The organism is Paractinoplanes ovalisporus (genome assembly GCF_016834655.1).
In the GTDB taxonomy this organism is placed as follows: domain Bacteria; phylum Actinomycetota; class Actinomycetes; order Mycobacteriales; family Micromonosporaceae; genus Actinoplanes; species Actinoplanes ovalisporus.
Map to the genome: position 1 here is coordinate 400,361 of NZ_JAENHP010000005.1, position 19,256 is coordinate 419,616.

Sequence of the window (19,256 nt, forward strand, 5' to 3'; positions counted from 1 at the left end):
CTCCTTGTCGCACGGGGGCCCAGGCGGTCGGCAACCCCGTGACAGGCTTCCCGATGGTCGATCCATCCCCGGTGCCGCCAGTCGCGTCCCTACCAGGATGCCCGACGCGCTCCGCGGGCCCGCGACCGGGTTGTTACCGTGTGGTAGATCACGTCCGAGCGCAGGTCACGAGGATGCGTCGGTTGTGTGTAGGACCCGCGGAGAGCCCAACGGCTGGGATGCGGGGTCGCGACACGCCGATAGACTTTGCCCCCATGAGCGAATCCCTCCCCGCCCCGGACGGCATTCTGGCGACCATCACCGAGCCGGGTGACCTCAAGCGCCTCAGCAGTGAGCAGCTGACCCTCCTGGCGGCGGAGATTCGTGACTTCCTGGTCGCCAAGGTGTCGCGCACCGGCGGTCACCTCGGCCCCAACCTGGGCGTCGTCGAGACCACCCTGGCCCTGCACCGCGTCTTCGACTCGCCCCGCGACCGGATCCTGTTCGACACCGGCCACCAGGCGTACGTCCACAAGATCGTCACCGGCCGGCAGGACGGCTTCGACCTGCTCCGTCAGCGCGGCGGCCTCACCGGTTATCCGAGCCGGGCCGAGAGCGAGCACGACTTCATCGAGAACTCGCACGCCTCGACCGCCCTGTCCTACGCCGACGGCATGTCCAAGGCGTTCGCGCTGCGCGGTGAGGACCGTCACGTGGTGGCCGTGGTCGGCGACGGCGCGCTCACCGGTGGCATGTGCTGGGAGGCGCTCAACAACATCGCCGCCGCCAAGAACCGCCTGGTCATCGTCGTCAACGACAACGGCCGGTCCTACGCGCCGACGATCGGCGGTCTGGCCGACCACCTCTCCACGCTGCGGCTCAACCCTGGTTACGAGAAGGTGCTCGACCTGGTGAAGGACGCGCTGGGCTCGACCCCGGTGGTGGGCAAGCCGGTCTACGAGGTGCTGCACGCGGTCAAGCGCGGCATCAAGGACGCGGTCAGCCCGCAGCCCATGTTCGAAGACCTCGGCATCAAATACATCGGGCCGGTCGACGGTCACGACCACCAGGCCATGGAGTCGGCGCTGCGGCGGGCCAAGGGCTTCAACGCGCCGGTCATCGTGCACTCGGTCACCCGCAAGGGCTACGGCTACCGCCCGGCCGAGCAGGACGAGGCCGACTGCCTGCACGGCCCGGGCGGCGCGTTCGACGCCGAGACCGGCAAGCTGCTGGCCCCGGCCAAGCTGAAGTGGACCAACGTCTTCGCCGACGAGCTGGTCAAGATCGCCGACGAGCGGCCCGACGTGGTCGGCATCACCGCGGCCATGGCCGAGCCGACCGGCATCGCCGCGTTGGCCAAGAAGTACCCCGAGCGCGCGTACGACGTGGGCATCGCCGAGCAGCACGCCGCGACCAGCGCGGCCGGCCTGGCGATGGGCGGCCTGCACCCGGTGGTGGCCGTCTACGCCACGTTCCTCAACCGCGCGTTCGACCAGGTGCTGCTCGACGTAGCGATGCACGAGCTGCCGGTCACCTTCGTGCTCGACCGGGCCGGTGTCACCGGTCCCGACGGCCCGAGCCACTACGGCATCTGGGACATGAGCGTCTTCGGCGTCGTGCCCGGCCTGCGCATCGCCGCCCCGCGCGACGAGGCGACCCTGCGCGAGGAGCTGCGCGAGGCGATCGCCGTCGACGACGGCCCGACCGTCGTGCGCTTCCCGACCGGCGCGGTCCCGGCCGCGCTGCCGGCCGTACGCCGGGTCGGGCAGATCGACGTGCTGCGCGAGGACGACCGCAAGGACGTGCTGCTGGTCGCGGTCGGCTCGTTCGCCGGCCTCGGCCTCGAGGTGGCCGAGCGGCTGGCCGAGCAGGGCTTCGGCGTCACCGTGGCCGACCCGCGCTGGGTGCGCCCGGTCCCGATCGAACTGAGCGGCCTGGCCGCCCAGCACCGTCTCGTGGTCACGCTGGAGGACGGCGTGCGCACCGGTGGCGTCGGTGACGCGGTGGCGGCCGCCCTGCGTGACGCGGGGGTCGAGGTGCCGCTGCGCGACTTCGGCGTCCCGACCGGCTTCCACCCGCACGGCACGCGGGCCGAGATCCTGACCTCGCTCGGCCTGACCGCACAGGACGTGGCCCGCGACGTCACCGAGTGGGTCGCGAAGCTCGACCAGCAGCCGGAGCTTCAGCCCAAGGCATGACGGGCGGCGCGGAAAAACGGTGATAAGCCCCTGAACCGGACGGGGAAGGGGCACTTCCGTTATCTGCTCGTTATTTTTGGAGCATGACGGTTCAGGGCACCACGGTGATCATCGATTTGGGTCTGGAACGAGGAGAACCTGATTCGTACGATTCGCCGCAACGCTCGACCTTCCCGGGCTGGTTCCCGGCCGCCGTTCTCGCGGTCCTCGTCATGTTCACGGCCGGGGCCGCGGCCGCACCCGGAAAGCCGGCCTTCACCGAGGTGTTCAGCCTGCAGGTCGGCCCGGCCGACGCGTACGCGCTGACCGACGACGGCCGCCTGCTGGCCCAGACGTTCGGCTCGCTCAGCGCGTACGACCTGCGCGACGGCGAGACGCAGTGGGAGGCCGGGCCGACCGCCCCGGCCTTCCGGCTGCGCCTCGGGTCGGGCCTGATCCTGATGCGGCCGTGGACGGTCGGTTCACGCGACCCGGGCACGACGGCGGTCTCGCTCGACGACGGCGCCTCCCGCTGGAACCGCTCGGGCAACGTGATGACCCTGGCCGGGTCGCCGACGCTGCTCTCGGTCTCGCCCGTCCGCAGCTTCGGCGGCGCCAACCGGCGGGTGCAGGGACCGGTCGACGCGATCGACCCGGCGACCGGACGCACCCTCTGGACCGTCAACGTGCCGTCCAGCGCCGTGCTGGCCGCCCTGCCCGGGGTGGGCGACGAGGGCACCCGCATGCTGCTCGTGCACGACGACCGCACGATGGCCGTGCACGACCTGGTGACCGGCGAGCGGCTGGTGACCGGGAGCGTGCCGGCTGCCGACTACGACCCGTCCAACCCGGTGGTGGTCGGCGGGACGATCCTGCTGCGGCACCCGGGACGGCCGAACATGGAGTTCTCCGCGTACGACCCGCAGACGCTGCGCAACCTGTGGTCGGCGCCGGCCGACGGGGCGTACGAAATCGAGGTCTGTGGGATCCTGGCCTGCCTGACCGGGCCCGACGGGATGCGCGCGATCGAGCCCACCACCGGCGACGTGGTCTGGGCGAGGCCGGGCTGGCGGGGCATCCAGCAGTTCGGCACGAAGTTCGTCGCCTACGGCTCGGCCGAGAACACCCGGCCTCTCGGGCTGATCGACCCCGACACCGGCGAGCTGCAGGTCGACCTCACCGGATGGCGCCCGATCAGCGGAACGGCCACCGAAGACGAGCTGCTGGTCACGCGGGCGAGCGAACCCGGAGGCCGTACGATGGTCGCCGTCGCCCAGCCGGGCGAGACGCAACCGAGGCTGCTGGGCACGCTGCCGGCCGGCACGGGTGACTGCCAGGCCGCGACCGGGCGCCTGGTGTGCCGCTCGATGTACGGCCAGCTCGTGGTCTGGGCGTACGGCCAGAAGGGGTAGACCGTTGGCGTTGATCGAGCTGGACCTGACCGCCCAGCCCGACCAGACGCTCACCCCTCCGCCGCCCGCCCACCGCTACCGCGTTCCCGGCCTGCTGGTGGTCTTCGTGCTGGTGCTCGCCGCCGGAGGCGCCGCCCCCGTCCTGCCGGTGCTCTGGCGCTATCTGGGCGCCGTGCCCGCACCCGGCGGCCCCGAGGCGCCGTTCCAGCTCACCGGCGGGCGGGTCTACACGGTGGCGGCCGCGGGCACGGAACGCGTCACCACCGCCTGGGACCTGACCGGGTCGCCCCGCAAGCTGTGGACCGTCACCTTTCCGGCCCGGCTCTCCGGCCCCGACGAGATCAGCTGGGGCACGGTCGACGCCGAACAGGCCGGTGACGTGGTGATCTTCGCCGACGGGCCGGACACGACGGTCGTCGACGCCGGGACCGGCCGGATCCGCTGGAGCTCACCGGTCGCCGTCACCCCGCTGCCGGGCGGCCGGGTCGGCGTCGTCCAGGAGCACGACTTCCGCGCGGACACCGTCTATGACCAGGCCTCGGGCGAACCCGGGATGCTCTATTTCTCGGCCACCGGCGAACCGCACACCGAGCCGCCGCTGCGCACCCACGTGCGCGGCGTCGACCTGAGCAACGGGCGGGTGCGGTGGACCCTGACCGTGGCCGGTTCGGTGAACCTGACCGTGCCGCCGGGCGACGAGCCGGCCGCGCTGCTGCTCTCCTCCGACCGGCTGAGCCGCATCGACGGCGAGACCGGCCGGGTGGTGCGCTCCACCCCGCTGAGCCGGGACAAGGGACGGGCGCCGGCCAGCGGCGAGATGGTCGACGGGCTGATGATGGTCTACTACGGCCACCGCGGCGTCGTCTCGGAGGAGGTGGCCTATTCCACCGCCACTCTGCAGCGGCGGTGGTCGCGGCCGGTCCCCGAGATGATGCTCGACCCGGCGAACTGCACCGGCATGCACTGCTCAGGCGGCCGTCAGGCCCTCGACGTGCTCGACCCGGGTTCGGGCGAGGTCCGCTGGCGCGCCCCCACCGACGTCGACCTGACCAAGTACGGCGGGTACGTGGTCGAGGTGGGCATCGAGTCAGGCCTGCCCGTGCGGCTCGTCGACCCCGGCACCGGCGTCACCCGGGTCGACCTGACCGGCTGGCGGGCCGAGGTGGTGGGGGAGGCCGGCCAGCCGATCGTGCTGCGGCGCAGCCTCGACGCCGGGGCGAGCGCGTTCGGCGTGGTGGTGCCCGACCGCGACACGATTCAGCCCCTCGGCGTGACCGGGGGCCCGGTCAGCGACTGCACCTCCGACGCGCGTCACGTGGTCTGCCGAACCGACGGTGGTCTGCGAATCTGGGCCTATCGGGCCTGATCTACCTCACACCGCCCGTTCGGCGCACAATGAGCGGGGGTGCGCCGTGGCGAACGGAGTCATCGAACTCGGCGAGGTGCCCCGCGAGACACCCGCCGCCGCCTTAGGGACGGACCGGCTGATGCCCCGCCGGGCGCTGATGACGCTGCTGTCGATCGTGCTGCTGGCCGTGCCGGCCGGCGCCGCCCCGATTCCCCAGCTCGACCGGCCGACCGTCGTCCCGGCCCGGCTGGGCGACACGATGTTCCTCGCCGGCGACCGGATGATGCTGGTCAGCGGCTCGGCCACGCTCGTTTCCCAGATCAGCCACCGGGTCGTGCGCAGCTTCGCCCTGCCGAGCGCCCGCCTGCTCAGCACCACCACGGTCACCGTCTCGGGCGGCATCAACCAGGTGGTCCTGGCCGGCGACACGGTCGTGGTGTCCTACCAGGTCGACGCGAGCGGCACCTGGGCCACGGTCGCGGTCGAGGAGGGGACCGACCGGACCCGCTGGCGCAGCACGTCGCGCCTGATCGCCGTCTCGGAGGCCGACGGGCTGGTGCTGCTGGGCACCGACACCGCCGTGACCGGCATCGACCTCAGCAGCGGCAAGGCCCGGTGGCGGCTGGTCCGGCCCACCGACGGCTACATCGCCGAGACCGGTTGGGACGCCGACTATCCACGCTGGCTGGTGCTGCTCACCGACTCGGGACGGCTGGAGAGCCACGACCCGCACACCGGCGCGTTGCTGGCCGCCCGGACGCTGCCACCGCGCCCCGGCCGCGCCAACGGGCTCATCTGGCCGGTCGACGACCTGGTCATGGCCGACGACGGCGCACCCGGTTTCGCCGCCTATCAGCTGCCCGGCCTGACTCCGCTGTGGCACACGGACGCCGACCTCTCCGGCAGCTGGATGCAGGCCGCCTGCGGGCAGCTGATCTGCACGTTCCGGCAGCAGCGCGGGCTCACCGCGATCGACCCGGACACCGGGCGGGAGCTGTGGGAGAACCCCGATTGGGCGTACGCCGAACCGGTGGGCGGGCGTCTGCTGGCCACCCGGGCCGAGCGCGGTGTGGACGACCCCGGCCTGTGGGTGATCGACCCGGCCACGGGACAGGCCCTGGGCAACTTCGGCGGGTGGGAGTTCCTGGCGCCGGCCGCGAACGGGAGCTTCTACGCCAAACTCGACGTCCGGGGCGAATACCTCGTGCACTACGGCCTTCTCGACCCGGACACGCTCTCGGTCCGGGTGCTCGGCACGGTCGACGACGTGTCGAACAGCTGCCAGACCACGGCCGGTCTGCTGATCTGCCGGCTGATCGACGCCTCGGTCGCCATGTGGCCACTTCGGTAGCCTTCTGCTCACAGCCTCTTCACACCCGGTCGGCGAGGCTGGGCCCGGCGGTTTCACGGAGGTCTGCGGTGCGTGTACTGGTAGTCGAGGACGAGCGGAACCTCTGCGACGCGATCGCGCGAGGGCTGCGACGCAAGGGGATGGCGGTCGACGTCGCGTACGACGGTCTCCAGGGCCACGAAATGGCTTACGTGACCAGGTACGACGTCGTGGTGCTCGACCGTGACCTGCCCGGCATGCACGGCGACGAGATCTGCGCCGCCCTGGTCGAGTCGGGCGCGCTCACCCGGGTGCTGATGCTCACGGCCAGCGGCACCGTCGCCGACCGGGTCGAGGGCCTGCAGCTGGGTGCCGACGACTACCTGGCCAAGCCGTTCGCCTTCGAGGAACTGGTGGCCCGGGTGCAGGCGCTGGGCCGGCGGGCCACCCCGGCCGCCCCGCCCGTGCTGACGGTCGGCAACCTGGTGCTCGACCAGACCCGCCGGGTCGTCACCCGCGGCGGCACCCCGATCGAGCTCACCAACAAGGAGTTCGGCGTCCTCGAAGAGCTGCTCAAGGCCCGCGGCGGGGTCGTGTCGAGCGAGGAACTGCTGGAACGGGTCTGGGACGCCAACACCGACCCGTTCACCACGACCGTCCGGGTGACCGTGATGACGCTGCGGAAAAAGGTGGGCGACCCACCGCTGATCGAGACCGTGGTCGGCGCGGGCTACCGGGTGCCCGAACCGGTCGTCCTCTCATGACGGTCTATCTCGGCCGCAACAAGCGGGGCCCGGGCTTCACCCTGCGACCCACCCTGCGGCTGCGGCTCACCCTGCTCAACGGCATCCTGCTGGTCGGCGCCGGCGCGATCCTGGTGCTGCTGGCCTGGCTGCTGGTCGGCGACGTGATGCACCCCGGCGTGGGGCTGCAGCCCGGTTCGACGGTCACGCTCACCGACGGGCGCTCGGTCGACGCGGCGCAGTGGCAGGAGACGCTGATCGACCAGGCGGCCCGCGAGATGCTGGTCAAGGGGCTGGTCGCGCTCGTGGCGATCGGCATCATCGGCATCGCCGGGGCCTACGCGGTGGCCGGCCGGGCGCTGCGCCCGCTGCACACCGTCACCCAGACCGCGCGGCGTCTCGGCGAGGAGACGCTCGACCAGCGCATCAAATACTCGGGCGCCGACGACGAGGTGGCCGAGCTGGCCCGCACGTTCGACGCGATGCTGGACCGGCTGGCGGGCGCGTTCGAGTCGCAGAAGCGGTTCGTCGCCAACGCCTCGCACGAGCTGCGCACACCCCTGGCGGTGATGCGCACCGAGATCGACGTGACCCTCAGCGACGACGAGGCCGACGTCGCCGAATACCGCCGCATGGCCAAGGTGGTGCGCAACGCCTCTGAGCGGGCCAACGGGCTGGTCGACGCGCTGCTGGTGCTCGCCCGCTCGGAGGCGCAGTCCGGGCGGCGGCTGGTGCGTAAGGTGCCGGCCGACATGGCGACCAGCGTGACCAACGCGCTTTCGGCGGTGAAGGCCGAGGCGGAACGGCTCAAGCTCGACGTGACCACCGACCTGCGGCCGGCCCCGGTGGTGGGCGACCCGTCGCTGCTCGACCGGCTGGCCGGCAACCTGATCGAGAACGCCATCCGCTACAACCACCTGCTGGGCCGGCTGTGGCTGCGCACCGAGACGGTCAACGGGCAGGCCCGGCTGATCGTCGGCAACACCGGCTATGAGGTCGAGCCGGGCGACGTGCCCGGGTTGTTCGAACCGTTCCGGAGGGGCGGCTGGGAGCGTACGGGATCGCGGGGTTCCGGTCTTGGCCTGTCGATCGTGCGGGCCGTCTGCGATGCCCACGGCGGGACGGTGTCGGCGGTGGCCCAGGCCGGGGGTGGTCTCGAGGTGACGGTGTCGCTGCCGACGGCCGACACGACGCCGGTGGTGGCCGCCACGGCCTCGGTGCCGCGGGCGAAGGGACTGGGCGTCGCCTGAGCGCTCCGGGGTCTCGCTTTACGCGGTCTCGCTTCACGCGGTCTCGCTTCACGCGGTCTCGCTTTATGCGGCCTCGCGTCGGATCGAGCGCCAGCGGGACGGGCTGATGCCCAGCTCGGCGGCGAGTTCGGTCTCGTTCAGCTCGGGGCGGGCGGCCCGGATCTGCTCGGCCAGGGCGACCGTCTCGGCCGGCGTGCGGCGGGTCTTGCGCTCGGGTTCGGGGGCCGACGCCGTGACCGTGCGGGTCGTCGTGCGCTGGGCCGGGACGCTCCGAGCCGCGGCTGCTGGCTGCGGCATGCCCGAACGCGTGGTCGGCGGCCGGGGCGTGGCCAGGGGATAGCTGCCGGTGTCGGAGCGGGGGAGCGCGGCGGCGACCTCGGCCAGGGCGGCGGCGGTGGCCGGGTTGAGCGCGGACGCTCCCGCTCGCGGGCCGTTGACACGGGCATGAGCGGCGCTGAGCGGGCTCGGGATCAGTCCCGGAAGAGGTGCCGGGACCGGGACCGGGACCGGGGCCTCTTCGCGGATCGCCGGTGCCGGTGCCGGCGGTGCGGCCGGCTCCCGCGCCTCGCGCTCCAGCGTCGAGATGCGCCCGCCCAGCTCGACCAGGCAGATGCTGGCCACCACGATCAGGCCGTCGACCGAGAGCGGAAGAAGATAGGGCGACGCGCCGGTCTCGCCGTAGCGGGCGGCCACCCCGACCATGTGCCAGTAGGAGACCCAGGCCGCGATGCCCGCGATGATCGCGGTGGCGGCGAAGCGCAGAACGGCCAGGTAGCGGCGGTGGACCGGCACCCGGGAGATCAGCTCGACGGTGAGCAGCAGGGCCAGCGGCGGCCAGGCCGCGATCGCCTGGCTGATCGGGTTGTCCAGGGCGTGCAGGATGTTGGCGACCACCGAGGCCGCCACGCCGAGCAGCAGCGTGGCTCGTACGGCCCAGCGGACGCGACGCAGTTGCTCCAGGACCACCGGACCTTCTCCCTCAGCGTGTTCGTCGGATCGACCGGCGCCCATCCTGACCGCTGCGGGTTACGACAACGCCTCCGGGGCGGGAACCGTGACCGGTCCGTTCCGGAGGCGATGCGACTATGTGATCGTGTTGCCCGGCGTGTCGACTTGACGCGTCAACGCTTCTTTTCGACCTGGGCCCGGAGCTTGGGGAACTCGGCCTTGGCACTGCTCACCGAGCTGAAGTACCAGATGAACATGCCGACGCTGCCCTCGTCGGCCCAGGTGCAGATCGCCATGTCGATGCCGGAGGTCTCGGAGCTGCCGCACTTGGCGGCCCCGCCCAGCGTGCCGGTCGGCGCGGTGGTGATGTTGTCGATCTTCAGCCCGCCGATGCCGGCGCCGTAGAAGGTCTGCTCCAGCTCGGTCTTCGGGTCCTTGATCGGGGCCTCGGCCGCCGCCACGATGACGATGTCCTGGTCGGCGATGTCGCCGTAGAGGGCGCCGACCGTGTTGGTGGCGCCGGGCACCGACTCAAGGCCGTTCTTGAGCTGGTCGGCGATCGCCTTGAACTGGGCCGAGGTCAGCTTCTTGCGGCCGCCCAGGGTGGTCGGCTCGGCGATGGTGACCGTCGTCGACGGCGCCTCGGTGGTCGGGTCGGTCGTCGGCTCGTCGGTCGGCGACACCGGCGCGGTCGTGGAGAGGTCGCTGACCGCGTCGTTGATGTCGTCGGCCTTGTCCTTGCCGATCATGTAGAGCGCGGTGACACCACCCACGCAGAGCACCAGCACGATCGCGACCGAGACCAGGATGATCGGCAGGGCGCGGGACTTCTTCTTCGGCGGCTGCGGCGGCGGGAAGCCGGGCTGGCCGCCGTAGCCGGGCTGCTGCCCGTACTGGGGCTGCTGGCCGTACTGAGGCTGGCCGTATTCGGCGCCGGACACGGGCTGACCGTAGGCCGGCGGCTGCTGACCGTACTGCGGCTGCTGCCCGTACGAAGGCTGGCCGTAGTCGGGCTGGCCGGATGACGGGTAGGGCGTGGTCGGCGGGTTGTACGGCTGACCCTGATAGGGCGGCTGACCCTGGTTCGGCTGGCCGGAAGACGGGTCGCCGGGGTAGGGCTGGCCGGGGTACGGGGGCTGCGACATCGAGCGCTCCATCAATCGGGTACCGCGCGAGCCTAGCGGCACGCCGCGAATGTGCACGTCACCCGTTCGCCGGTGGCGGGACGGGCCATGTGGGCAAATCGGATGAGAACGTGACGACGCCCCGTACCAGAGGGTACGGGGCGTCGGCAATCAGACCGTCACCGTGGGTCAGGCGGGCAGACCGGCCACCCCTCGGGGCAGGAACCGCTTGCCGGTCACGCGCTCGGAAGTGCCACTGCGGTCCAGGTACGGCGTCACACCACCGAGGTGGAACGGGTATCCGGCGCCGAGGATCATGCAGAGGTCGATGTCCTGCGCCTCGGCGACCACGCCCTCGTCGAGCATGATGCGGATCTCCTCGGCCAGGGCGTCCAGGGCCTTCTGGCGTACCTCGTCGGCGCTCAGCGGCGCCGTGCCGCCCGCGACCAGCTTGGCCACCTCGGGGTTGATCTCGTCGTCGACCATGACGGGCAGGCCGGCGTCGACGATCTTCTTGAGGTTCTCCGACTCGGCGAACCGGTCGGGGAAGGCCGCGTGCAGGGTCTCGCCCACGTGGTAGGCGACCGCCGGGCCGACCAGCTGGAGCAGCGCGATCGGGCGCATCGGCAGGCCCAGCGGGTCCATCGCCTCATTCACCACGTCGAGCGGAGTGCCGGCGTCGATGGCCCGGAAGATCTCGCTGGTGACCCGGGTCAGCAGCCGGTTGACCACGAACGCCGGGGCGTCCTTGACCAGCACCGACGACTTCTTCAGTTCCTTGCCGACCGCGAATGCCGTGGCCAGCGTCGCGTCGTCGGTCTGCTCGCCCTTGATGATCTCGAGGAGCGGCAGCACGGCGACCGGGTTGAAGAAGTGGAAACCGACGACCCGCTCGGGGTGCTCGAGGCCGGCCGCCATGTCGGTCACCGACAGCGAGCTGGTGTTGGTCGCCAGGATCGCCTCGGGCGTGACGATCTTCTCGAGCTCGGCCCAGATCTGCTTCTTGAGCTCGAGGTTCTCGAAGACGGCCTCGATCACGAAGTCGGCATCGGCGAAGACGGACTTGTCGACCGACCCGCTGACCAGGCCGCGCAGCTTGGCCGCGGTGCCCTCGTCGAGGCGGCGCTTGGCGACCAGCTTGTCGATCTGCTCGGTGACGTACGACACGCCCTTGTCGACGCGGGCCTGGTCGATGTCGGTGAGCACCACCGGCACCTGCAGGCGGCGCACGAACAGCAGGGCCAGCTGCGACGCCATCAGACCGGCGCCGACGATGCCGACCTTGGTGACCTTGCGGGCGAGCGACTTGTCGGGCACGCCGACCGGGCGCTTGGCCCGCCGCTGCACCAGGTCGAACGCGTACAGGCTGGCCCGCGACTCGTCCCCCATGATCAGGTCGGCCAGCACCTGGGTCTCGGCCGCGGTGCCCTCTTCGAAGCTCGCGTCCTTGGCCAGGGCCAGCAGCTCGAGGGCCTTGTTGGCGCTCGGGACGGCGCCGTGCAGCTTCTCGTCGAGCTGCTGCTTGGCGAAGAAGAGCACGCCCTCCCACATGTCCCGGTCGACCTCGGGCCGCTCGACGGTGACGTCGCCCTTGACCACGCCGGCCGCCCATTCGAGCGAGCGCTCCAGGAAGTCGGCCGGTTCGAACAGCTCGTCGGCCAGGCCGAACTCGCGGGCCTGCTTGGGGCGCAGCACCTTCTGGGTCAGCGGGTTCTGCAGGATGACCTGGGCCGCGCCGGGAACGCCGATCAGGTTGGGGAGCAGCTGGCTGCCGCCCCAACCGGGGACCAGACCGATCGCGACCTCGGGCAGGCCGAGCGCCGCCGCGCCGCCCGAGACCGTGCGGTAGTGACAGTGCAGCGCCACCTCGAGGCCGCCACCGAGCGCGGCGCCGTTGATGAAGGCAAAAGTCGGAATTTCCGAGTTCTTGAGCCGGGCGAAGACACGGTGGCCGAGCTCGCCCAGCTCAACCGCCTGCTCGCGACTCGTGAGGTACGGAATGCCGGTGATGTCCGCGCCGACGCAGAAGATGTACGGCTTGCCGGTGATCGCGATGAAGGCCGGGTCCGCTTCGGTGGCCACCGTGATCGCCTCGTCCAGGCTTCTCAACCCCGCGGGCCCGAAGCTGTTCGGCTTCTTGTGGTCGAACCCGTTGTCCAGCGTGATCAGGGCGGCCTTCTGCTGCCCCACCTGGACAAACCGGACAAGCGCCTTGGTGACGACCTCGTTCGGGTGCTCGATCACTTCGCCGCTCCGTCCCAGTTCGGGTTCTCCCAGATCACGGTGCCGCCCATGCCGATGCCGATGCACATGGCGGTGAGGCCGTAACGGACCTCGGGGTGCTCGGCGAAGTGGCGCGCGAGCTGCGTCATCAGGCGGACGCCGGAGGAGGCGAGCGGGTGGCCGATCGCGATCGCGCCGCCCCACGGGTTGACCCGCGGGTCGTCGTCGGCGATGCCGTAGTGGTCGAGGAACGCCAGCACCTGAACCGCGAACGCCTCGTTCAGCTCGAACAGGCCGATGTCGTCGATGGTGAGGCCGGCCTTCTTGAGGGCCTTCTCGGTCGACGGGATCGGGCCGTAACCCATGATCTCGGGCTCGACGCCGACGAAGCCGTACGACACCATCCGCATCGCGATCGGCAGGCCCAGCTCGCGGGCCGTCTCCTCGCTCGCGAGCAGCGCCGCCGTGGCGCCGTCGTTGAGACCGGCCGCGTTGCCCGCGGTGACCCGGCCGTGCGGGCGGAACGGGGTCTTGAGGGTCGCGAGCTTCTCCATCGAGGTCTCGCGCGGCGCCTCGTCGGCCGTGGCCAGGCCCCAGCCCTGCTCGGCGCTGCGCAGCGCGACCGGCACCATGTCGGGCTGAAGCTTGCCGTCGGCGTACGCCTTGGCCGTCTTGAGCTGCGAGTTCAGCCCGTAGCGGTCGGTCCGCTCCTTGGTGATGCCGGGCAGGCGGTCGTGCAGGTTCTCCGCCGTGGAGCCCATCACCAGGGCCGACGGGTCGACCAGTTTCTCGGCGATGATGCGCGGGTTGGGGTCGACGCCCTCGCCCATCGGGTGGCGGCCCATGTGCTCGACGCCGCCCGCGATCGCCACGTCGTAGGCGCCCATCGCGATGCCGCCGGCCACGTTGGTGACCGCGGTCATGGCGCCGGCGCACATGCGGTCGACCGCGTAGCCCGGGACGGTCTTGGGCAGCCCCGAGAGCAGGGCGGCGGTGCGGCCGATGGTGAGCCCCTGGTCGCCGATCTGGGTGGTGGCCGCGATCGCGACCTCGTCGACCCGGTCGGGCGGGAGCTGGGGGTTGCGGCGCATCAGCTCGCGGATGCAGCGGATGACCAGGTCGTCGGCGCGGGTCTCGGCATACATGCCACCCGCCTTGCCGAACGGTGTGCGGACGCCGTCGACGAAGACGACCTCGCGTACTTCACGGGGCACAACAAGCCTCCTTGCAGGCGAGCCCAAGCTGTAAAGGGGATGCTACTCGTCGGTAACTAACGTCTGCCACCGCCTGGCGAAAACCTCACAACGACGATCCAAGGCGGAGATCGATATCCATGTTCAGGCTGGGGTGGACGCTTTCGTGCCCCGAATCAAGCGGGCCCTGAATCAAGATCAAATGCCGAATGTCCTGGCTGGGTGGTGGGTGGCCGTGGCTCCTGCTCAGGCCGTCAAACCTGAAGATCAAGTGCATGATGTCCCGGCTGGGTGGTGGGTGTCGGACCGTCGCTCCCGCGGGGGCCGCGGCGGCTTTCGCTGGCCGCTGGCGCGTCCAGAACGCGAAACCCACCACGGCGACGTGCGTGAGCGGTGGCGCTTCACCCACAAAACCACGTTGGGGCTGGTTGGTGGGGGTTTCGCCGAGGCCGTTCGGGCGAGGTGGGTGAACGCGGGGTGAGCGTAGCTTCACGCTATGAGCAAGCCGTTCAGGTGCCGCCTGGGGTGGCACAAGTGGGCGCGGCGCGCGAACCCGGAAGGCGTCCGTTACTCGCAGTGCGAACGCTGCGGCACAGACGACGGCCGGGCCAAGGTGCACTGGAGCGCCGGAGCGTGACAAGGGGCACACCCGGCAGCCTGTGGACAACGCGATTTCTTGTCAGCGGGCGGCCGTACGGTCGTCACCACTCCCAAAGGGGCGGGGGAGGGGGCGGCGTAACTTCTACGTAGGTCGCCGCCAGTTCTCGGGCAGGGGGAGGGACGGTCGCCACCAGTTCTCGGGCGGGGGTGGGGACGGTCGCCACCAGCTCTTGGGCGGGGGAGGCGGCGGTCGCCACCAGCTCTGGGTGGGACACGGGATGCGGCGGCGTAACACGTGGGGCGTAACAAGCGAACGGGCCGAACGCGGAAATGCGCTCGGCCCGTTGCGTGGTGTCTCTCGGGTGGTGGACGGCTTCGGCAGCAGCTGTCCCGTGGTGTTTGTCAGGTGGTGGAGGGCTCGGGCAGCACTGCGGCCAGCTGGTCGGCCAGCAAGGTGACCTGCCAGCTGCGGGCGCCGAAGCCCCGCAACGTGTCGCCGACCGTCTGCGCGTTCACCTCGTCGGGTGGGGACCAGGCCAGACGCCGTACGAAATCGGGGCTGATCAGGTTTTCCGGCGGCAGGTTGTGGCCCTCGGCGGTGGCGACGACGACCGCCCGGCAGCGGGCCAGGCGGGCCGCCGCCACCGGGTCGCGCTCGGCCCAGCGGTGCGGCGGGGGCGGGCCCTCGACCGGCTGGTTCACCGGCAGGGCGTCGTCGGGCAGGGCGCGGGCCTCGTCGAGCGCGTCGAGCCACACCCGGGCCAGGCGGCGCACCGAGCGGCCACCGAAACCGGCGATCGCGAGCAGCGTGCGCTCGTCCTTGGGGTCGGCCTCGGCGGCGGCGACGATCGCGGAGTCGGGCAGCACCCGGCCGGGGGCCGAGTCACGCCGGGCGGCCACGCCGTCGCGGGCGTACCAGAGGGCACGGACCCGGGACTGGGCCCGCGCACCACGTACACGGTGTATTCCCGACGTGCGACGCCACGGGTCGGGGCGCACCCGCGGCGGGCGGTCGGCACTCGCGACCAGGGCCGCGAACTCCTCGGCGGCCCAGGCCGTCTTGCCCTGCCGGTCGAGCTCGGCCGCCAGGTGGTCGCGCAGGTCGGTGAGCAGCTCGACGTCGAGCGCGGCGTAGGTCAGCCACGACTCGGGCAGCGGACGGGTCGACCAGTCGGCGGCCGAGTGGTGCTTCTCGAGCGAATAGCCCAGCAGCTGCTCGGTGAGCGCGGCCAAGCCGACCCGCTCGAAGCCGGCCAGGCGGGCCGCCAGTTCGGTGTCGAACAGGCGGCGGGGCTTCATGCCCAGTTCGGCGAGACACGCGAGGTCCTGGCTGGCCGCGTGCAGCACCCACTCGCTCTCGGCCAGCGCGGCGTCGAGCGTGCGCAGGTCGTCGAGCGGCATCGGGTCGATCAGCACGGTCCCGGCGCCGGCCCGGCGCAGCTGGACGAGGTAGGCCCGCTGGGTGTAGCGGTAGCCGGAGGCGCGCTCGGCGTCGACCGCGACCGGTCCCGACCCGGCGGCCATCCGGGCCACGACCTCGGCGAGTTCGTCGTCGGTCTCGACTGGTCGAGGGGTGCCCTCACGGGGTGCGGTCAGCGGGACGGGTTCGGGACCGCCAGACGTCGGGTCGGGCGAGTCGGCGTGCGGTCGTCCGTCCCTTTCGGGCTCCGGCGTGTCCCGACGGCGCAGGGGTGCTTCGTCGGTCACTCCGTTACCGTACGGGGACCCCACCCCGCCTGCTTGCAGCCGGGTCCCGGCGCGCCGTTTCTCGATCGACAACTCGGCTGATCCGAAGCGCGGTTTTCTCCGTACTACCTCCCGCAGCGCCGATACCCGGGAGGCCGCGCCGGATGACCATGACCTACGAACCGTTCACCCCCGCGGGCTCTGGTGAGCAGCGCCGATACGACGGACGGCGCCGCGCCGAGGAGGTCCGGGCGACGCCCGAGGGACGCTGGGCCGAGCCGGCCGCCGACCCGTGGGCCGAGCCGCGGCCGGATCAGTGGGCCGATTCGCGGGCGGATCAGTGGACGGATTCGCGGGCCGGTCAGTGGGCCGAGCCGCAGCCGGATCAATGGGCCGAGCCGGCGCCGAGGCAGCAGCAGTGGGTCGAGGACCCGCAGTGGGCGACACCCGCACCGATCCCTCAGCAGCGCCACACGGGAGAGCAGCCGCGCTTCACGGGAGAGCAGCCGCGCTTCACGGGAGAACAGCCGCGCTTAACGGGAGAACAGCCGAGGTTCACGGGAGAGCAGCCGACTTGGCAGGGCGGTCTCGCCCGTACGGCGGAACCCGAACCGATCCCCCAGCGCGCCCCCTCGACCGGCAACCGCCTCAAACCGCTGATCATCGGTGTCGTGGTGCTGCTGCTCCTGGTGGCGGGCTGGCAGGCGTACCGGATCGAGGGGATGAGCCGGCACAACCAGGACCTGGCCTCCGCGTTCTCGGCCGAGCAGGACCGCACCGACCGCCTCGAGAAGCAGCTGGCCGGCGTGTTCGACCCCGAGGGCGTCTCGTCGGGCGTGCTGCCGAGCGTGTTCCGGGTGCGCGCGGGCAACTTCACCGGCACCGCGTTCTCGGTCGGCAAGAAGGCCACCGGCAACCAGGCCAACCTGTTCACGAACTACCACGTGGTCGCCGAGACCTGGACCGACGGCGGCCGCCGGGTCTCGCTCGAGCGCGGCAACACCCGCATCAACGCCACCATCGTCAAGGTCGACAAGGCCAAGGACCTGGCTCTGCTGCGGGCCAACCAGAAGATCGTCAGCCTCGGCACGTCGACCACGCAGGTCAAGCCGGGCCAGCCGATCGTGGTGGTGGGCGCGCCGCTCGGCCTGGACGACTCGGTCACCACCGGCGTGATCAGCGCCTACCGCCCGAACGACGCCGACGGCCCGACGATCCAGTTCGACGCGCCGATCAACCCGGGCAACTCGGGTGGTCCCGTGGTCAACGCGAACGAGCAGGTGGTCGGCGTGGCGACGGCCAAGGCCAAGGACGCCGAGGGCATCGGCCTGGCGATCCCGATCAAGACAGCCTGCGAGACATTCGCTGTATGTTAGGCCTTCGCTGCCCGCTCGGCGAGAATTTCGCCCCGGGAGGTCGATGACTTGGGCGCTGAAAACGGCCTCGCTTCGCTAGCCGTTTCAGAGCCCAAGTCATCGACGGGCGAACTTCGACTTTGGTTGCACTCGAACCACCGGTTGGTTGCGCTCAACCCACGCGCTGGGCGCGGTCGCCTAGGGCGGTCACGCCGGGTGGGGGGAGGCCGGCCGTCGAGGCCAGCATCGCGCACCAGCCCTGCAGGTGGGCCGTGAAGTCGTCGCCGGTCGGGGTCCAGGACGCGCGTACCTCGAGGTCGGCCGTCGGCGCCGGTCCGGCCAGCTCGCCGAACCGGGTCGAGGTGGTCTGGGTGATCGTGCCGCCGATCGCCGTGTACGCCGCCGCGTGCTGGTCGAGCGCGTCGGTCAGCCACGTCCAGGCCACCGCCGACAGCATCGGGTCGCCGGCCAGGTCGTCCTCGAGCTCGGCCGTGACCAGCGTGACCAGGCGGATGTCACCGTGCCAGGCCTCGTGCCCGGCCGGGTCGTGCAGCAGGATCAGCCGCCCGCCCGCGACCTCGTCGCCCGAGCGCAGCACGGTCGCGCTGATCGCGAACGCGTAGGGCGCGAGCCGCTGCGGCGCGGCGATCTCTTCGAGCAGGATCTCGGGGCGTGGCGCCGGAGCCCGCAAAGCGTCGACCGCGCGGGCGAACGCCGGAGGGACAGCGGAGGGGGACGCCATGGGGGAAGACTATGCCGCCACGCGGTGTCCGTCGCCGATCGGCGCGCCGAGCGTGTCGTGGCACGATGGCGCGGTGACTTCAGTCTTGAACGATTCGCCTTTTGTGCGGGCATGCCGCGGCCAGGACGTGCCGCACACCCCGGTCTGGTTCATGCGGCAGGCGGGCCGGTCACTGCCCGAATACCGCAAGATCCGCGCGGGGGTCGGGATGCTGGAGTCCTGCCGGCGGCCCGAGCTGGTCACCGAGATCACCCTGCAGCCCGTACGCCGGCACCACGTCGACGCCGCGATCCTGTTCAGCGACATCGTCGTGCCGATCGCGGCGGCCGGGGTCGACCTCGACATCGTCGCCGGCACCGGGCCGGTCGTGGCCGAGCCGATCCGGGCCGAGGCCGACCTGGAACGGCTGCGCCCGATCACCCCGGCCGACGTCGACTTCGTGGCCGAGTCGGTGAAGCTGCTGGTCGCCGAGCTCGGCGCCACCCCGCTGATCGGTTTCGCGGGCGCGCCGTTCACCCTGGCCAGCTATCTCATCGAGGGCGGCCCGTCGCGCACCTATCTCAAGACCAAGGCGATGATGTACGCGGCCCCGAAGCTCTGGGACGCACTGCTGTCCCGCCTGGCCGACATCACGCTGACCTTCCTGCGTACGCAGATCGACGCCGGGGTCAGCGCCGTCCAGCTGTTCGACTCGTGGGCCGGCGCGCTGAGCGAGGCCGACTACCGCGAACACGTGCTTCCCCACTCGGCCCGGGTGCTGCGGGGTCTGGCCGACGCCGGCGTGCCGCGCATCCACTTCGGAGTGGGAACGGCCGTGCTGCTGCGGGCCATGGGCGAGGCCGGCGCCGACGTGGTGGGGGTCGACTGGCGGACGCCGCTCGACCACGCGACCGGAATCATCGGGCCCGATCACGCCCTACAGGGAAATCTCGACCCGGCGATCCTCTTCGCGGGCTGGGATGTCGTGCGGTGCGAGGCCGACCGCGTGCTCGAGCAGGGCCGGGCCGCCCCCGGGCACGTCTTCAACCTCGGCCACGGCGTCATGCCCGAGACCGACCCCGACGTGCTGACGCGCCTGGTCGCCCACGTCCACGAGGCGTCCGCCCGGTAGGGCCCAAAGTCCCACCGGATCCAATTCACACCTTC

General features: G+C 71.5%; 14 protein-coding genes and 1 riboswitch. Of the genes, 8 read left to right on the forward strand and 6 right to left on the reverse strand.

Annotated elements, in window-relative coordinates:
* Nucleotides 1–10 precede the first annotated feature (10 nt).
* A riboswitch (ZMP/ZTP riboswitch) is annotated at nt 11–95 on the reverse strand.
* Between the two features lie 159 nt (nt 96–254).
* From dxs to JIG36_RS19775, 6 genes are all read left to right on the forward strand, one after another.
* Nucleotides 255–2,177 (forward strand): 1-deoxy-D-xylulose-5-phosphate synthase, encoded by a 1,923-nt coding sequence (dxs, locus tag JIG36_RS19750; RefSeq protein ID WP_203377788.1) that lies wholly within the window; start codon nt 255–257, stop codon nt 2,175–2,177.
* Nucleotides 2,178–2,260: 83 nt separating this feature from the next.
* Nucleotides 2,261–3,568 (forward strand): outer membrane protein assembly factor BamB family protein, encoded by a 1,308-nt coding sequence (locus tag JIG36_RS19755; protein WP_203377789.1) that lies wholly within the window; start codon nt 2,261–2,263, stop codon nt 3,566–3,568.
* Between the two features lie 4 nt (nt 3,569–3,572).
* On the forward strand, nt 3,573–4,934 hold the full coding sequence (locus JIG36_RS19760; RefSeq protein ID WP_203377790.1) for a PQQ-binding-like beta-propeller repeat protein: 1,362 nt from the start codon (nt 3,573–3,575) through the stop codon (nt 4,932–4,934).
* 46 nt (nt 4,935–4,980) lie between these two features.
* Entirely contained in the window at nt 4,981–6,267 is a 1,287-nt protein-coding gene (locus JIG36_RS19765) for an outer membrane protein assembly factor BamB family protein (RefSeq protein WP_203377791.1), read from the forward strand.
* Nucleotides 6,268–6,335: 68 nt separating this feature from the next.
* Entirely contained in the window at nt 6,336–7,010 is a 675-nt protein-coding gene (locus JIG36_RS19770; protein ID WP_133874990.1) for a response regulator transcription factor, read from the forward strand.
* Nucleotides 7,007–8,239 carry a sensor histidine kinase gene (locus JIG36_RS19775; protein ID WP_203377792.1) on the forward strand — a complete coding sequence of 411 codons (1,233 nt, stop codon included), beginning with the start codon at nt 7,007–7,009 and terminating at the stop codon, nt 8,237–8,239. The genes JIG36_RS19770 and JIG36_RS19775 overlap by 4 nt, the downstream gene beginning before the upstream one ends.
* A gap of 63 nt (nt 8,240–8,302) precedes the next feature.
* Here the strand turns inward: JIG36_RS19775 and JIG36_RS19780 are convergent, their stop codons facing one another.
* The 5 genes from JIG36_RS19780 to JIG36_RS19800 all read right to left on the reverse strand — a co-directional run bounded on the left by JIG36_RS19780 (nt 8,303) and on the right by JIG36_RS19800 (nt 16,034).
* Nucleotides 8,303–9,205: a DUF2637 domain-containing protein gene (locus JIG36_RS19780; protein ID WP_203377793.1), complete on the reverse strand. Its 903-nt coding sequence runs from the start codon at nt 9,203–9,205 to the stop codon at nt 8,303–8,305.
* Nucleotides 9,206–9,360: 155 nt separating this feature from the next.
* Nucleotides 9,361–10,332, reverse strand: a complete 972-nt coding sequence (locus tag JIG36_RS19785; RefSeq protein WP_203377794.1) for a hypothetical protein — start codon at nt 10,330–10,332, stop codon at nt 9,361–9,363.
* A gap of 168 nt (nt 10,333–10,500) precedes the next feature.
* Entirely contained in the window at nt 10,501–12,555 is a 2,055-nt protein-coding gene (locus JIG36_RS19790; protein WP_203377795.1) for a 3-hydroxyacyl-CoA dehydrogenase NAD-binding domain-containing protein, read from the reverse strand.
* Nucleotides 12,552–13,748: a thiolase family protein gene (locus JIG36_RS19795; RefSeq protein ID WP_203377796.1), complete on the reverse strand. Its 1,197-nt coding sequence runs from the start codon at nt 13,746–13,748 to the stop codon at nt 12,552–12,554. Before JIG36_RS19795 ends, JIG36_RS19790 begins: the two co-directional genes overlap by 4 nt.
* 981 nt (nt 13,749–14,729) lie before the next feature.
* Complete coding sequence (locus tag JIG36_RS19800) at nt 14,730–16,034, reverse strand: ribonuclease D (protein WP_203377797.1); 1,305 nt, start codon at nt 16,032–16,034, stop codon at nt 14,730–14,732.
* A gap of 143 nt (nt 16,035–16,177) precedes the next feature.
* Here JIG36_RS19800 and JIG36_RS51975 point away from each other — a divergent pair, with 143 nt between their 5' ends.
* Nucleotides 16,178–17,389, forward strand: coding sequence for a S1C family serine protease (locus JIG36_RS51975; RefSeq protein ID WP_236047601.1), 1,212 nt, complete (start codon nt 16,178–16,180; stop codon nt 17,387–17,389).
* 151 nt (nt 17,390–17,540) lie between these two features.
* Here JIG36_RS51975 and JIG36_RS19810 read toward each other — a convergent pair whose 3' ends face one another.
* Complete coding sequence (locus tag JIG36_RS19810) at nt 17,541–18,110, reverse strand: DUF3000 domain-containing protein (protein ID WP_203377798.1); 570 nt, start codon at nt 18,108–18,110, stop codon at nt 17,541–17,543.
* 73 nt (nt 18,111–18,183) lie between these two features.
* Here JIG36_RS19810 and hemE point away from each other — a divergent pair, with 73 nt between their 5' ends.
* Complete coding sequence (gene hemE / locus JIG36_RS19815) at nt 18,184–19,221, forward strand: uroporphyrinogen decarboxylase (protein ID WP_307872800.1); 1,038 nt, start codon at nt 18,184–18,186, stop codon at nt 19,219–19,221.
* Nucleotides 19,222–19,256 lie beyond the last annotated feature (35 nt).